The sequence below is a fragment of the Amycolatopsis sp. NPDC000009 genome, from assembly GCF_055563465.1.
Window position 1 is genome coordinate 503,728 of sequence record NZ_JBVHDI010000001.1, and the last position, 14,043, is coordinate 517,770.

Annotated in this window: 11 protein-coding genes and 1 tRNA gene; 9 read left to right on the plus strand and 3 right to left on the minus strand. The window is 69.4% G+C overall.

Features of this window, described 5'->3' with window-relative positions; all coding sequences use genetic code 11:
• The first annotated feature begins 234 nt into the window (after window positions 1–234).
• The gene (locus tag ACZ3HL_RS02635) at window positions 235–1,311 is read left to right on the plus strand and encodes a serpin family protein (RefSeq protein WP_465528334.1); all 1,077 of its coding nucleotides are present in this window, start codon (window positions 235–237) and stop codon (window positions 1,309–1,311) included.
• Between the two features lie 9 nt (window positions 1,312–1,320).
• Window positions 1,321–3,120: a glycosyl transferase gene (locus ACZ3HL_RS02640; RefSeq protein ID WP_465416212.1), complete on the plus strand. Its 1,800-nt coding sequence runs from the start codon at window positions 1,321–1,323 to the stop codon at window positions 3,118–3,120.
• Here ACZ3HL_RS02640 and ACZ3HL_RS02645 read toward each other — a convergent pair.
• Entirely contained in the window at window positions 3,110–4,360 is a 1,251-nt protein-coding gene (locus tag ACZ3HL_RS02645; RefSeq protein ID WP_465528336.1) for an aldehyde dehydrogenase family protein, read from the minus strand. The genes ACZ3HL_RS02640 and ACZ3HL_RS02645 overlap by 11 nt on opposite strands.
• Before the next feature lie 175 nt (window positions 4,361–4,535).
• Between ACZ3HL_RS02645 and ACZ3HL_RS02650 the strand changes: the two genes are divergently transcribed.
• The gene (locus tag ACZ3HL_RS02650) at window positions 4,536–5,102 is read left to right on the plus strand and encodes a carboxymuconolactone decarboxylase family protein (protein WP_034316424.1); all 567 of its coding nucleotides are present in this window, start codon (window positions 4,536–4,538) and stop codon (window positions 5,100–5,102) included.
• Between the two features lie 59 nt (window positions 5,103–5,161).
• Here the strand turns inward: ACZ3HL_RS02650 and ACZ3HL_RS02655 are convergent, their stop codons facing one another.
• Window positions 5,162–6,100 (minus strand): sigma-70 family RNA polymerase sigma factor, encoded by a 939-nt coding sequence (locus ACZ3HL_RS02655; RefSeq protein WP_465528338.1) that lies wholly within the window; start codon window positions 6,098–6,100, stop codon window positions 5,162–5,164.
• Between the two features lie 208 nt (window positions 6,101–6,308).
• Between ACZ3HL_RS02655 and dnaG the strand changes: the two genes are divergently transcribed.
• Genes dnaG through ACZ3HL_RS02670 form a run of 3 tightly spaced genes read left to right on the plus strand, consistent with a single transcriptional unit; the run spans window position 6,309 to window position 9,520 of the window.
• Window positions 6,309–8,207, plus strand: coding sequence for a DNA primase (dnaG, locus tag ACZ3HL_RS02660; protein ID WP_465528340.1), 1,899 nt, complete (start codon window positions 6,309–6,311; stop codon window positions 8,205–8,207).
• A 2-nt stretch (window positions 8,208–8,209) separates the two neighbouring features.
• Window positions 8,210–8,722, plus strand: a complete 513-nt coding sequence (locus ACZ3HL_RS02665; protein ID WP_465528342.1) for a hypothetical protein — start codon at window positions 8,210–8,212, stop codon at window positions 8,720–8,722.
• Window positions 8,723–8,755: 33 nt separating this feature from the next.
• Entirely contained in the window at window positions 8,756–9,520 is a 765-nt protein-coding gene (locus tag ACZ3HL_RS02670; protein WP_465528344.1) for a trans-aconitate 2-methyltransferase, read from the plus strand.
• A gap of 49 nt (window positions 9,521–9,569) precedes the next feature.
• Here ACZ3HL_RS02670 and ACZ3HL_RS02675 read toward each other — a convergent pair whose 3' ends face one another.
• A complete protein-coding gene (locus tag ACZ3HL_RS02675) occupies window positions 9,570–9,749 on the minus strand; it encodes a hypothetical protein (RefSeq protein ID WP_007031230.1) in 180 nt (59 codons plus the stop codon).
• 163 nt (window positions 9,750–9,912) lie between these two features.
• Between ACZ3HL_RS02675 and ACZ3HL_RS02680 the strand changes: the two genes are divergently transcribed.
• The 3 genes from ACZ3HL_RS02680 to ACZ3HL_RS02690 all read left to right on the plus strand — a co-directional run bounded on the left by ACZ3HL_RS02680 (window position 9,913) and on the right by ACZ3HL_RS02690 (window position 14,007).
• Window positions 9,913–9,985 (plus strand) — tRNA-Asn (locus ACZ3HL_RS02680).
• A 456-nt stretch (window positions 9,986–10,441) separates the two neighbouring features.
• Entirely contained in the window at window positions 10,442–12,178 is a 1,737-nt protein-coding gene (locus tag ACZ3HL_RS02685; RefSeq protein ID WP_465528346.1) for an ABC transporter ATP-binding protein, read from the plus strand.
• Window positions 12,175–14,007 (plus strand): ABC transporter ATP-binding protein, encoded by a 1,833-nt coding sequence (locus ACZ3HL_RS02690; RefSeq protein WP_465528348.1) that lies wholly within the window; start codon window positions 12,175–12,177, stop codon window positions 14,005–14,007. Before ACZ3HL_RS02685 ends, ACZ3HL_RS02690 begins: the two co-directional genes overlap by 4 nt.
• Window positions 14,008–14,043 lie beyond the last annotated feature (36 nt).

The following is a 14,043-nucleotide window of genomic DNA, read 5'->3' on the forward strand; positions in this document are numbered from 1 at the left end:
CCCGCCCCGTCCCCACCCCCCACCCCCACCCCACACCCGTGCCCACGCTGCTTGCCCCCACGTCGGGGGAGGCTGGGGAGCCGGTGACCGGCCCAGGGAGCGCCGAGCAGGTCGCGAAAGCCACTTTCGCAACGTCTGGTGTCCCGGAAGTGGCTTTCGCGACGCCCGCCCCGCGCGCAAGGCGGAACTTTCGGACAGGAGACGGGCGGCCCCGTCCACGGTACGGTCTGCGGCATGGGCGCCGTCGAAAGCCACCTCCGGTTTGGTCTGGACCTCTATCGGGTGCTGGCGAGCCGCGCGGAGAACGCGTGCTTCTCGCCGTACTCGATCGCGAGCGCGCTCGGCCTGGTGACCCAGGCCGCCAAGGGGAAGACCAGAGAAGAGCTGATCGCGCTGCTCGGCGACCCGGCCGAGCTGGCCGACCTGCTGGGCAAGGCCTCGTCGCTGCTCGACGACGGTCCCGAACTCGCGGTCGCGAACACGCTCTGGGCCTGGGACGGGCTCCCGCTCGAGGACTCCTTCCGCGAGGAACTCGCCACCTGGCCGGGCGGGAAGGTCGAAAGCGCCCCGTTCGGTGCCGATCCGGAGGCCGCGCGGCGGCTGATCAACGCCGACGTCGCCGAGGCCACCCGCGAACTGATCCCCGAACTGCTGAAGCCGGGGACCGTCGCGCCGGACACCGTCGCCGCGATCGTCAACGCCCTGTATCTCAAAACCGCCTGGACCAACCCGTTCTCGCGTGACAACACCGCGCCCGCGGACTTCCACGCGCCGTCCGGCACCCGTACGGTGCCGACGATGTGGCTCGAAAAGCAGCTCGACCACACCCACGAGGACGGCTGGCAGGTCGTCCGCCTTGGTGCGGAGGGCGGGGTGGAGGCGATCGTCCTGCTGCCGGACGGTGATCTCGACGACGCCGAACTCGACCCGGGCAAGCTGGCGCGGCTGCTGGAGAACACGCGGTCCAAGACCATCGCCCTGTCGCTGCCGAAACTCGACCTCGACGTCGACAGCCCGCTGACGGCGAAACTCCAGGACCTCGGCGTGCGGACGATGTTCACCGCCGACGCCGACCTCACCGGACTCGCCGACGACGACCGGCTCGAAGTGTCCGAGGTCGTCCACCAGTCCGTGCTCCGCATCGACGAACAAGGCCTCGAAGGTGCCGCCGCGACGGCGGTCCTGATGCGGTTGACGTCGCTCATCGTCGACGAACCGATCGAAGTCGTCGTCGATCGGCCCTTCCTTCTGCTCGTCAGGCATGCCTCGACGGGTGTGATCTACTTTCTCGCCCGCGTTGTCGAGCCGTGAGGACGGTCCGTGAGTCTTTTCCAGGCTGAGGCGGAGGTGGAAGCCGCGAAGACTCCCACGAGACCCCGCCGGTTCGCCGCCGCCGACGCCGCCATCATGGGCGGTTTCCTGCTGTTCGCCTTCCTGCTCTACAACGGGCTCTGGCTCGATCTCAAGGAGGGCTATCTCTGGAACAGCGCGTCGGACCAGAACCTGTGGGAGTGGTTCTTCTCCGTCACCGCGGACAACGTGCTGCACCTGAGGAATCCGCTCAGCACGCATTTCCAGAACCACCCGCTCGGCGTGAACCTGATGGCCAACACGGCCATGCTCGGCATCGGCATCCCGCTTTCGCCGGTCACGCTCACCTTCGGCCCGACGGTCACCTGGGCCATCGCGCTCACCGGCGGTCTCGCCGGCACCGCGGCCGCCTGGTACTGGGTGTTCTCGCGGCATCTGGTCACCCACCGGGTCGGCGCGGCCATCGGCGGCGCCTTCGCCGGTTTCGCCCCGCCGATGATCTCGCACGGCAACGCGCACCCGAACTTCGTCGCGTGGTTCGTCCTGCCGTTCATCGCGCTGCTGGTCTTCAAGATCGCCCGCGGCGAACGCCCCGTCCGCAACGGGATCTTCCTCGGTCTGCTGGCGGCGTACCAGATCTTCCTCGGTGAGGAACCGCTGCTGATCTTCGCGATGGCGTTCGCGATCTTCGCCATCGCGTACTTCGCGACGAACCACCGCGAGTTCCCGCCGATGGCGAAACCACTGGGGATCGGCGTCGGCATCGGGGTCCTCGTGGCGCTCGTGCTGTGCGCTTTCCCGCTGTGGTGGCAGTTCTTCGGCCCGCAGAGCTATCAGGCGATCGAGCACGGCCCGGTCGGGAACGACACGGCCGCGTTCACCCGGTTCGCGACGCAGTCGGTCGCCGGGCAGCCGCAGGCCGCCGCGGACGTGTCGATGAACCGCACCGAGGAGAACGCCTTCTTCGGCTGGCCGTTGATCGTGCTGATGGTGGTCGTCACCGTCTGGCTGTGGCGCGAGGTGTTCGCGCGGGCGCTGGCGATCTCCATGTTCGTGATGGCCTGGCTCTCGCTCGGCGTGCAGATCATCGTGGTGCACGAGGAAACCGGGATCCCGGGACCGTGGAAGCTCTTCTCGGAGCTGCCGCTGTTCGAGTCGCTGCTGGAATCGCGGCTCGCGATGGGCTGCATCCCGCTGATCGGCGCGCTGCTGGCGCTGGCGACGGAGCGCGTCTACACGGTCGCCTCGAAACTCCCGGAAGTGCCGGGGGAGCGGCGATTCCCGTTGCGGCTGCTGTGGATCGGCGTCGTCATCGCGGTCCTGCTGCCGATCGCGCCGACGCAGCTGATCGTCAAGGAACGGCCGCCGACACCGCGGTTCCTCGCCGACGGCACCTGGCGGAGCTACGTCGCGCCCGGCGGGACCGTGGTCCCCGTGCCGTTGCCGAGTTCCGGCGAATCCGAACCGCTGCACTGGCAGATCGACGCGGGACTCGGCTATTCGATGCCGGAGGGCTACTTCGTCGGGCCGAGCGGCCCGGACGACAAACGCGGCCGCTACGGCGCCGTCCAGCGGCCGACGTCGGTCATCTTCGACCAGATCAAGCAGACCGGGATACCGGCGACGATCACCGAGTCGCAGCGGATGCAGGCGCTGGAGGATCTGCGGTATTGGAACGCCGACGTGCTCGTGCTGATCCCGCGCGAACACCAGGACGCTTTCCGGACCACCGTGGACCTCCTGCTGCGGAAGCCCGCCGAGTTCGTCGACGGCGTCTGGGTGTGGGACGTCCGGACGATCACGCCCTGAGGCCGTCGCGGCTCGCCGACCACCGCGAGCCCGCGAACGGCCCGTCCACCGACAGCGCCAGGTGTGCGTTGACCCGGACCGTCCCGCTGCCGAGCCGTGCCGCGACTTCGGCGGCGTACTCCTCGTCCGCGCCCCACACCGAACCGCACAAGCCGGGCGCCGCGGCGTTCGCCAGGCCGACCGCTTCGTCCACTGTGGAGCATCGGACGACCGGCAGCACCGGGCCGAACTGTTCCTCGGTCACGACTCGCATCCCGTCGTGCGCCTCGGCGAGGATCGCCGGGGCGAAGAAGTACCCTGGCCCGTCGAGCGGCCCGCCGGTCACGATCCGCGCGCCGTCCGCCCGCGCCTCGTCGGTGAGACCGGTGACGCGGTCGTACCGCGGGCGGTTGTTCACCGGCCCGAGCTGCGTCCCGGGGGTCCGTCCGTCGCCGACCACCACTCGCGCCGCCACGGCCGCCAGCGCCTCGACGACACCGTCGTAGGCGGGCCCGACGGCGTAGACCCGCTCGACGGCCACGCCGATCTGACCGCAGTTGGCGAACGCGCTCCAGAAGAGCCGTTCCGCGATCGCGGCGGGATCCGTGCCGGGGAGGACGACCGCGGGATCGTTCCCGCCCAGTTCCAGCGTCAGCCGTCGCCAGTCCGGCGCGGCGGCCATCCGCTTCCCGGTGTCGGCCGAGCCGGTGAAGTCGACCTGCCGGATCCCGGGGTGGGCGACCAGGCACTCACCGAGGGGGTCCCGGCCGGTGAGCACGGTCAGCACACCGGGCGGCAGCACCTGCGCCAGCATCCGGCCGAGGTGCAGCGTGGTGAGCGGGGTGCGCGGCGACGGCTTGAGCACCACCGTGTTCCCGGCGGCGAACGCCGGCGCGAGTTTCGCGACGGCCGACTGCACGGGGAAGTTCCACGGCGTGATCGCGGCGACCGGTCCGCCGCTGTCGGCCCGCGGTTCCGGCCGCAGCCCGGCGAAGTACCGGAACCGCGACGCCGCCTCGGTGAACTCGGCTTCGGCCTCGTGAAGCGGTTTCCCCTGCTCTTCGGAGAGCACGGGGGCCAGCACGGGCGCGGCCTCCTCGACGACGACCGCGCACGACGTCAGCGCCGCGTGCCGGTCCGAGACGTGCCAGGCAGGCCATGCCGTGGCGGCGGCGCGGACCGCTTTGTCGACCTCGGCGGGCCCGCAGTCGGGGACGGCCGTGATCCGTTGTCCGGTGGCGGGATCCTCGACGGCGAGCATCGATCCTCCTCGGGGCCGACTCATCAGCCTACCGTCGATGATCGACTGGAGGTTCCGGCGAAAAGGCGAAATCGAGGCCCCGACCGGCCGCGTGGCTCACGTCACCGGCGTCGGTGTCACGTCCGCGCGGGCCGTCTCGTCCCTTCGGTGATCGCAACCGCACGAGGAGGACACCATGCCGCGTATTCCCGCCGTCAAGACCGCCGAGGCCGGCTTCCTGCTGAAGCTGTTCTACAAGTTCGCCGGCAAGCGCTTCGGCGCCGTGCCCGAGCCGATGGCCGTCTACGCGCACCACCCGGCCCTGCTCCGGGCGAACGGTATGCACGAAATGATGGCGGAGAAGGCCAGCAAGACGCTGCCGCCGAACGTGCGCGAGCTGGCCGTGTACCGCGTCGCGACCCAGCTCGGCTGCTCGTGGTGCATCGATTTCGGGACCATGCTGCAACTGCACGAGGGACTCGACATCGAACGGCTGAAGAACATCGACGACTACGCGAAGTCGCCCGCCTTCACCCACCAGGAACGGCTCGCGCTCGCGTACGCCGACGCGATGACCGCGAGCCCGGTGACCGCCACCGACGAGCAGGTCGCCGAGCTGGAACGCGAGTTCGGGCGCAAGGGCGTCATCGAGCTGACCTACCAGATCGGCCTGGAGAACATGCGTGCCCGGATGAACAGCGCGCTCGACATCACCGCGCAGGGCTTCACCTCGGGCGACGCCTGCAAGATCCCGCTTCCCTGAAAACTCCCGCGTTTAGTCCTCTGAATGCGCCCCAGGCGCATTCAGAGGACTAAACGCGGTCAGGGGCCGACGCGGGTCCGCGCGGTGGTGAGCTTGTCCGGGTTCGCCACGTCGTAGATCGCGACGATCTTCCCGTCGCGGATGACGAACGCGTCGACGTGCTCGTCGAGCGCCCGGAACCCGGCGGAGGCCGCCTGCGGCGGGATGTAGACCCCGAGGTCGCCGTTGACCAGCGCGAGCCTCGCCTGCTCCATCCCCGCCGGGTCGTACATCCGCATGAGGCCCTGGAACAGCCGGGTGACCTTGTCGAACCCGGCGACCGTGTGGATCGCCGTGCGCGCCTTGCCGCCGCCGTCGCCGACCAGGACGACGTCGGGATGCAGGACCTCGGCCACCGCCTGGATGTCGCCGGTGAGCATCGCGGTCATGAACTTCTCGATGATCTGCTGCTGCTCGGCGAGCGCCGTCCGGGGCGGCGGATCGGCGTCCGCGACCGCGCGGCGACCGCGGGAACCGTGCTGGCGCGCGGTTTCGGGCGTGCAGCCCAGGATCTCGGCGATCTCCCCGAACGGCACGGAAAACGCGTCGTGCAGGACGAACGCGACGCGTTGTTCCGGCGTCAGCCGGTCGAGGACCACCATCGCCGCCATGCGCATCCCGTCGTCGCGGACGGCGACGGTCAGCGGATCCTCCGACGACGGCGTGCCCAGCGGGCCGAGGACCGGTTCGGGCAGCCATTCGCCGACGTACCGCTCGCGGCGCACCACCGCGGACCGCAGCCGGTCGAGGCAGATGCGGCTGACGACGGTGGTGAGCCAGCCCTTCTGGTCTTCGATGGCCGAGCGGCGCCGTTCGTCCAGGCCGCTCAGGCGCAGCCACGACTCCTGGACCGCGTCCTCGGCGTCGGACAGCGTGCCGGTCAGCCGGTAGGCGACCGAGACCAGATGGGGGCGCAGTGCGGCGAAGTTCCCGGCGAGTTCGTCCAGGGCGGTGCTCATTCCCCGAGTGTGCCGCACAGCCCGTCGGAAGGAAGAACTCGGCCGTGTCCGGTTAGTCACTACGCGGTCTTCGCGCCCAGGCGGCCCCTGACGGCACGGGCGGATGCGGCCGAGTACGACCCGGTACGAGGCCGATCCGCCCGCACCGCCAGGAACCACCTGGATCACGAAGCCCATCGAAGCGACTAACCGGACACGGCCTAGAGTGATGAGCGTGGCAGGACGGATTCGGGAAAGCGACATCGCGGAGGTGCGCGAGCGCAACCGGATCGACGAGGTCATCGGTGACTACGTGGCCCTCCGCAACGCCGGCGGCGGCAGCCTGAAAGGGCTTTGCCCGTTCCACAACGAGAAGACCCCGTCGTTCAATGTGCGCCCCACCCACGGCACCTTCCACTGCTTCGGCTGCGGCGAAGGCGGTGACGTGATCAAGTTCATCCAGAAGATGGACCTGATCTCGTTCGTGGAAGCCGTCGAGCGCCTCGCGGATCGCGTGGGGTTCCGGCTGACCTACGAAGGCGGCGGCGGAAGCGTCCAGCGTGATCGCGGCACCCGCGCCCGGCTGATCGAGGCGCACCGCGCGGCGCAGGAGTTCTACGCCGAGCAGCTGCTCACCCCGGACGCGCGGGCGGCGCGGGACTTCCTGTCCGAACGGGGTTTCGACTCCGCCGCCGCGCAGACGTTCGGCTGCGGGTACGCGCCGGCGGGCTGGGACAAGCTCACGAAGCATCTGCTCAACCGCGGGTTCGAGGTCAAGGAACTGCTCACGGCCGGGCTGGCGAAGGAGGGGCAACGCGGGCCGATGGACCGGTTCAACCGGCGGCTGCTCTGGCCCATCCGCGACGTCGGCAACGAGGTGGTCGGGTTCGGCGCGCGGCGCCTGTACGACGACGACCGCGTCTCGGCGAAGTACCTGAACACGGCGGAATCGCCGATCTACAAGAAGTCGCAGGTGATGTTCGGCCTCGACCTGGCCAAACGCGAGATCGCGAAGCGGCACCAGGTCGTCGTCGTCGAGGGCTACACCGACGTGATGGCGATGCACGCCGCCGGCGTCCCGACGGCCGTGGCGTCGTCGGGGACGGCGTTCGGCGAGGACCATATGAAGGTCCTCCGGCGGCTGATGATGGACGACGACGCCTTCCGCGGCGAGGTGATCTTCACCTTCGACGGCGACGAAGCGGGCCAGAAGGCGGCGCTGAAGGCGTTCGAGGGCGACCAGACCTTCGCGGGGCAGACCTACATCGCGGTCGCCCCCGACGGCATGGATCCCTGCGAGCTGCGGCTCGCCAAGGGCGACGCCGCGGTGCGCGACCTGGTCGCGCGGCGGATCCCGCTGTTCGAGTTCGCGATCAAGAGCATGCTCAAGGCCTTCGACCTCGATTCCGTCGACGGTCAGGTGGCGGCGCTGCAGAAGACCGTCCCGATGGTCGCGGGTATCAGGGACCGCGCCAGCCGTGACGGGTACGCGTCGAAACTCGCGTGGTGGGTCGGCTGGCAGGACGCGGCGCAGGTGGTGAACCGGGTGCGCGGCAGCGCGGGGGCGGCGGCGAAACGCTCCGCCACCGTCGAGGTCCGGCGGCCCGCTCCCGCCGCGGCCGCCGAGGAGGATCTGCCCAGGCCCGCGCCCGGCGACCCGCGGTTCATCGCGCAGCGTGAGGCCCTCAAGGCGGCGCTGCAGCAGCCGATGCTCGCCGGGGCCGAGTACGACGCGCTCCCCGAGGACGCTTTCACCCATCCGGTTTACGTCACCATCCACAAGGCGTTGCTGGCCGCCGGGGGAGCGGGTTCCGGGCTGACCGGGCCGGCCCTGCTCGACGCCGCCGCTCCGCACTGCCCGCAGGGAACCGTGCGGCGGGTGCTCAGCGAGCTTTCGGTGGAACCGTTGCGTGCCAAGGGCGAGGTCGATTCGCGCTACATCTCCGCGCAACTCGCGGCGGTACAGGAGAGCCTCGTCGGCCGCCAGATCAACGAGATCAAGTCGAAGCTCCAGCGGCTTTCCCCGGTCGAGGCGCCGGACGACTACCGCGCCCTGTTCGGCGACCTCGTCGCGCTCGAGCAGTACCGGAAGGCGCTGAAGGAACAGGCCATCGGCGGATTGGACTGAGCATGGGCTGGCTGCGTCACCTGCTGGGTGACCGTGTCCCGGCGGATTTCGACGGCTCGCTGGACGACGGCGAGCACGTCGTCGGCGCCGCGTCGGTCGAGGGCGGCGGATATCTGCTGGTCACGGCGCTGGGACTGTGGATCCCGGGGCCGCGCCGGGTCGGCTGGCATCTGGTCGGCAAGGCCGCGTGGTCCGACGGCGTGCTGACCTTGACCGAGTCCGAGGAGACCGGGACGGCGGGGGACGCCGTACTGCTGGCCGACAGGACGCCGGTCCGGTTCCGGCTGCCCAGGCCCGGCAAGGTCCCGATCCTGGTGCGGCAGCGGGTCGACGGCTCGGTGCGGGGGCGGCACCGCAAGGACCTCGAAACCGGCGGAGCGTGGTTCGTCGAGCGCAAGGTCCCCGGTCAGGACGGCACGGTGCTGCAGGTGCGGCCCGACCCGGGCACCGACGCCGACGTCGTCAAGGCGATCGCCGAGGAAGCGGCCAGGAAGCTGGCGAAGCCCGGCGGCTAGCAGTACGCTCGTACTGTATCGCTGGGAGGCGCCATGTGGGATCCGGTCAAGTACCTCGACTACGCGGACCTGCGGGCCAGGCCGTTCCACGACCTCGTGGCCCGGATACCGGCCGAGGAGCCCCGCCGGGTCGCCGACCTCGGCTGCGGGCCCGGAAACCTGACCGCCGGCCTGGCGGAACGCTGGCCCGGCGCGATCATCGAGGCGAGCGACAGTTCACCCGAAATGGTCGAAGCCGCCCGCTCGCGGGGCGTCAACGCTCGAGTGCTCGACGTCAACGACTGGGTGCCCGGACCGGACACCGACGTGGTCATCTCGAACGCGGTGCTCCAGTGGGTCCCGGAACACCGCCGCCTGCTCCGCCGCTGGGTGGATCTGCTGCCGTCCGGGGCGACGCTCGCGTTCCAGGTCCCCGGCAACTTCGATGCCCCGTCCCACGCCCTGGTCCGTGCCCTCGCGCGCACCGAGGAGTGGGCTCCGCGCCTCGCCGACGTCGTCCTGCGGGAGAACGAGGCCGTCGATAGCCCGCTCGGCTACGGGAACCTGCTGGCCGACGCGGGGTGCGCCGTCGACGCCTGGGAGACGACGTACCTCCAGCGGCTGACCGGGGAGGACGCCGTACTCGAATGGATCACCGGCACCTCGCTGCGGCCGGTCAAGGAGGCGCTGCCGGGGGAGGACTGGGACCACTTCCGTGCCCAGATCGCCCGGAAGCTGGACGAGGCCTACCCGCCGCGCCCCGACGGGACCACCTGGTTCGAGTTCCGGCGCGTTTTCGTGGTCGCCGTCGTGGGCTGAAGGCCCTTTCCCTTCGTCAAACGTAGGGAAAGGGCCCTTTCGGCCCGGGTCAGCGCTGAGGCCGCCCGAACCGCTCACCGACCTTGGCGCGAGCGACCCCGGCGGCGCCCTGCACCATGGGGTGGTCAGCGATCTTGCGGTAGGTCCGCACGATCTGCTCGTACCGCCCCCGGCCGGCCTTCGCGCCCAGCACGTAGCCCGCGGCCGCGCCCAGCAGGAACATCTTCATCCGAGTCCACGCCTCCGTTCGATCTTGCTCCAGCTGTCATTGTCCCTCAAAACGCGAGCTTGACGAGGTGATCCCGAAAGTGGGGGGTGGGTGCGCGGCCGCCCGGGGGCATGGGCTAAAGTTCTCTCATCGGTCGGAGCGATCCGGCCGGTACGGAGCACGATCCCCTGTAGCTCAACTGGCAGAGCATTCGGCTGTTAACCGGAGGGTTCTTGGTTCGAGTCCAAGCGGGGGAGCACAAGGCCCAGGTCGATGACCTGGGCCTTCTTCGTGTTCGGGTACCAAGGGCGATTCAGCGTCGATTTTGACGATCGTCCAGTGAACGTGATCGCCCCCGCCGCTGGCGCGCGGCCTGTGGACCTCCTTCTCTGACGCGTCACCTTTGCCTCACCCCGCAAGGAATCCGCGATTCTCGGGCAGTGGCACCAGGGCCTCGAGCGGGTCGGGCGCAGCCAGTAGCCGGCCGTCCACCTTGACATGATTATCATTTTCAATAAAGTGGACGCATGCATCGTCCTTTGGGCGTGTGCTTGGGAAATCTCGGCGGCCCGACTGCTGTTGATAACGGTTTTCATTGTAGGGTTGGTGCCGGTGAGGCCGGCGAGATCGATCCCGGTGGCCGGGCGGTTGCCGGCCCGTTCCGGCGGGATCACCCGTCCGCAAGCGAACGAAACCTTTGTGGAGGTGCGGCCGTGTGGTCGACGATCAAGTTGTTCCTGGGCTTACGACCACGGGCTTGGGCGGAGATAGCCGGTCTCGTCGGCCTGATGTTGCTGATCACGGCGACGTATGTCGGTCAGGGCCTGATGATCGCGGATCTCCTGTTCAAGGCGTTCTCCTCGGGTGACGTCGGTGGTCTGCTGGCGACGTTGGCCGGGATCGGTGTGCTGCAGTTGGCGCGTATCGGCTTGATCGTCGTCCGGGACTGGTGGGCACCCCGGGTGTCGGCACGGGTGAAGGAGGCGGTGCGTGAAGGGCTGACGGTCAAGCTGATGGAGATCGGGCCCGGTCAGGCGCAGCGGATGCGCACCGGCGATCTGCAGTCGACGCTGGTGGACTCGGTGGAACTGCTCGACCCGCTGGTGGGCCGGTTCGTGCCTGCCGTGGTGGCGTCCGTGCTGGGGTCCTGCCTGGCTTCGGTGTACCTGATCGCGGTCGATCCGTTGGTGGGACTGGTGGTGCTCGCGTGCGCTCTGCTGGCGCCGCTGTCCAAGTTGTTCGGGGAACAGGCGATCAGGGAACGCGGCGGACGCTGGATGGTGTCCTACCGCGGCATGTACTCCGAGAGTCTGGACGCCGTGCAAGGGATGGGGACGCTCAAGGCGTTCAACGCCAGCGGCAGGCGCGGACGGGAGATGGTCGAACGGGGTGAGGTGTTCTGCCGGGATTCGATCCGGTTGATGATCGCCTGGTGCGGCACCTCGAGTATCGGCGCGTTGATGGTGCCGATCGGCACGACGGCCGCCGTCGGCCTGGGCGCCTGGCACGCGACCACCGGCTCGGTGAGTATCGCGGGGCTGTTCACGATCCTGATGCTGACCCGCGAGACTTTCCGGCCCATGAGCGAACTGGAGGCCGCCTATCACTCGGCGTATCACGCCATCCCGGCCGGCCGCGCGGTCGCCGACGTACTGTGTCTGGAACCCGACGCGCGGGACACGGCGACCACGGCCCCGGTACTGCGGAAGAACCCTCCAGGACTGGAGTTCAGCGACCTCCGGTTCTGCTATCCGACCCGGCGTGCCCCGGCCCTCGACGGGTTCGGCCTGACGGTCGCGCCAGGCGAGCGGGTGGCCATCGTCGGCCGCTCCGGAGCAGGCAAGAGCACGGTGCTCGGACTGATGATGCGGTACTTCGACGTCGACGCGGGCTCCATCCGCGTCGACGGGCGTGACATCGCGGAGTTCCCGCTGGCGCGGCTGCGATCACTGATCGGCGTCGTGGCGCAGGACACCTATCTGTTCCACGGCACGATCCGGGAGAACTTGCTGCTCGCCAAACCGGACGCGACGGACGAGGAGATCCGTCGCGCGGTGACGGCGGCTCAAGCGGCCGACTTCATCGCGCGCCTGCCTCAGGGCTTCGACACGATCGTCGGCGAACGTGGCCTGAAACTGTCCGGTGGCGAGCGCCAGCGCATCGCGATCGCCCGCGCGCTGCTCAAGGACGCTCCCGTGCTCATCCTCGACGAACCGACGTCGAGCATCGACGCCGCCAACGAAGCCGAGATCACCCAGGCTCTCGGCGATCTGACCCGCGGCCGCACGACGATCATCATCGCCCACCGGCTGTCCACGGTGCGCGACGCCGACCGCATCGTGGTGATGGACTCCGGCCGGGTGGTCGAATTCGGCAGCCACCCGGATCTGCTGGCGCGCAAGGGCCTTTACGCCGAACTCGTCGCGACCCAGACTGGAGTACCGGCATGACCTCGACCATCCACATCCACGAGCACGGCCACGGCCACGCTCACGGGCACGGCGACGCGGTAGTGCCACGATCGGACCGGTCGCTGGTGACCAGGCTGCGGAGCCTCATGCCCCTGCTGGGCGAACACCGACGGCTCATCACGGTGGCCTATCTGGCCGGTGTGCTGCACCAGCTGCTCCTGCTCGCCTCGTCCGGGATCGGCGCGTACGTGGTGGCACGGGCGGCCTCGGGGGCTTCGCTGGAACAGCTCACCGGCTGGCTGATCGCGCTCGGCTGCCTGATCCTCCCGCTGGTCGTCCTGAGTATCGCCGACAGCACCTACGCCCACGTCGCCGCCTTCCGGGCGCTGGCCGATACCCGGGCCAAGGTGTTCGCCGCCTTCGAACGGCTCTCGCCCGGCTACATGCTCGAGCGGCGATCCGGTGACCTCGGCTCGGCCGCCGTCTCCGACGTCGAACAGATCGAACTGTTCTTCGCCCACACGCTCAGCCCACTGGCCGTCGCGTCGACCGTTCCGGTGGCCACCACCGTCGCCTTGGGCTGGTTCCATTGGTCGCTGGCCTGCGTGCTGGTCCCGATCCTGATTCTGCTCGCCTCGGTCCCGGCGTGGCTGCGGCGTCAGGCCGAACTGCACGGCCACGAACTGCGTGACTCCCTCGGCCGGATGAGCGCGGACAGCACCGACACCTTCCAGGGATTGCGCGAACTGGTGAATTTCGGCGCACACGAGCAGCGGCTCGGGTTGCTGCGCAAACAGAGTGCACGGCTGGCGAAGGCGAAATCCGCGCACGGGCGCCGAAGCGGCATCGAATACGCCGCCACGGACACCATCGCCCTCCTGGGGATACTCGTCGTCCTCGTCCTGGGCGCGCAGCTCGTCATCGCGGGTGAACTCGACCGCTCGCTCTTCCCCGTCGCCGTCGTGCTCGCCGGGATGGCGATGCTGCCGGTGCTGAAGGTGACCGAGGTGGCGCGCGAGCTGTCCATGGTCGCCTCGTCGGCCGATCGCATCAACACGCTGCTCGACGCGCCGGCCCCGGTCACCGACCTGGTCAGCCGCCCGCCCGAGGGGCCGGTCGTGCCGCATGTCCGCTTCACCGACGTCACGTTCGCCTACCGCGACGATCTTCAGCCCGCCGTGAGCGACATCGGCTTCGAGATCCGTCCCGGCGAGACCGTCGCGCTGGTCGGGCGTTCGGGCGCGGGCAAGTCGACCTGCGCCAACCTGCTGCTGAGGTTCTGGGACGTCACGTCCGGCTCGGTGTCCGTCGGTGGGCACGACGTCCGCGATTTCCCGCAGGAGGACCTGCGTGGCCTCATGACCCTGGTACCGCAGGACACCTTCCTGTTCAACACCAGTCTGCGGGACAACATCCGCCTCGGTCGCGCCGACGCCTCCGACGAAGAGGTCGAGGCGGCCGCACGGGCCGCACAAGCCCACGAGTTCATCACGACCCTGCCGAACGGCTACGACACCGTCGCGGGCGAGCTCGGCGCACTCATGTCCGGCGGGCAACGGCAACGAATCGCGATCGCACGGGCACTGCTGAAGGACGCCCCCATCCTGGTGATGGACGAAGCCGTGTCGAACCTCGACGCCGCCAGCGAGCAAGCGGTGACCGAGGCGATGGACGAAGCCCGGCACGGCCGCACCACGCTCGTCATCGCCCACCGTCTCTCCACCATCCGTACCGCCGACCGGATCGTCGTCATCTCCGACGGACGCGTCGCCGAGACCGGAACGCACGAAGAACTTCTCGCGCTCAACGGTGCCTATGTCGAGTTGCTCGCCTCGCAGCTCGAAGGATTCATCGAGGACGCCTCCTGATCGGTGGACGACGAGAAAAGTCCCGCCCGCGTGACC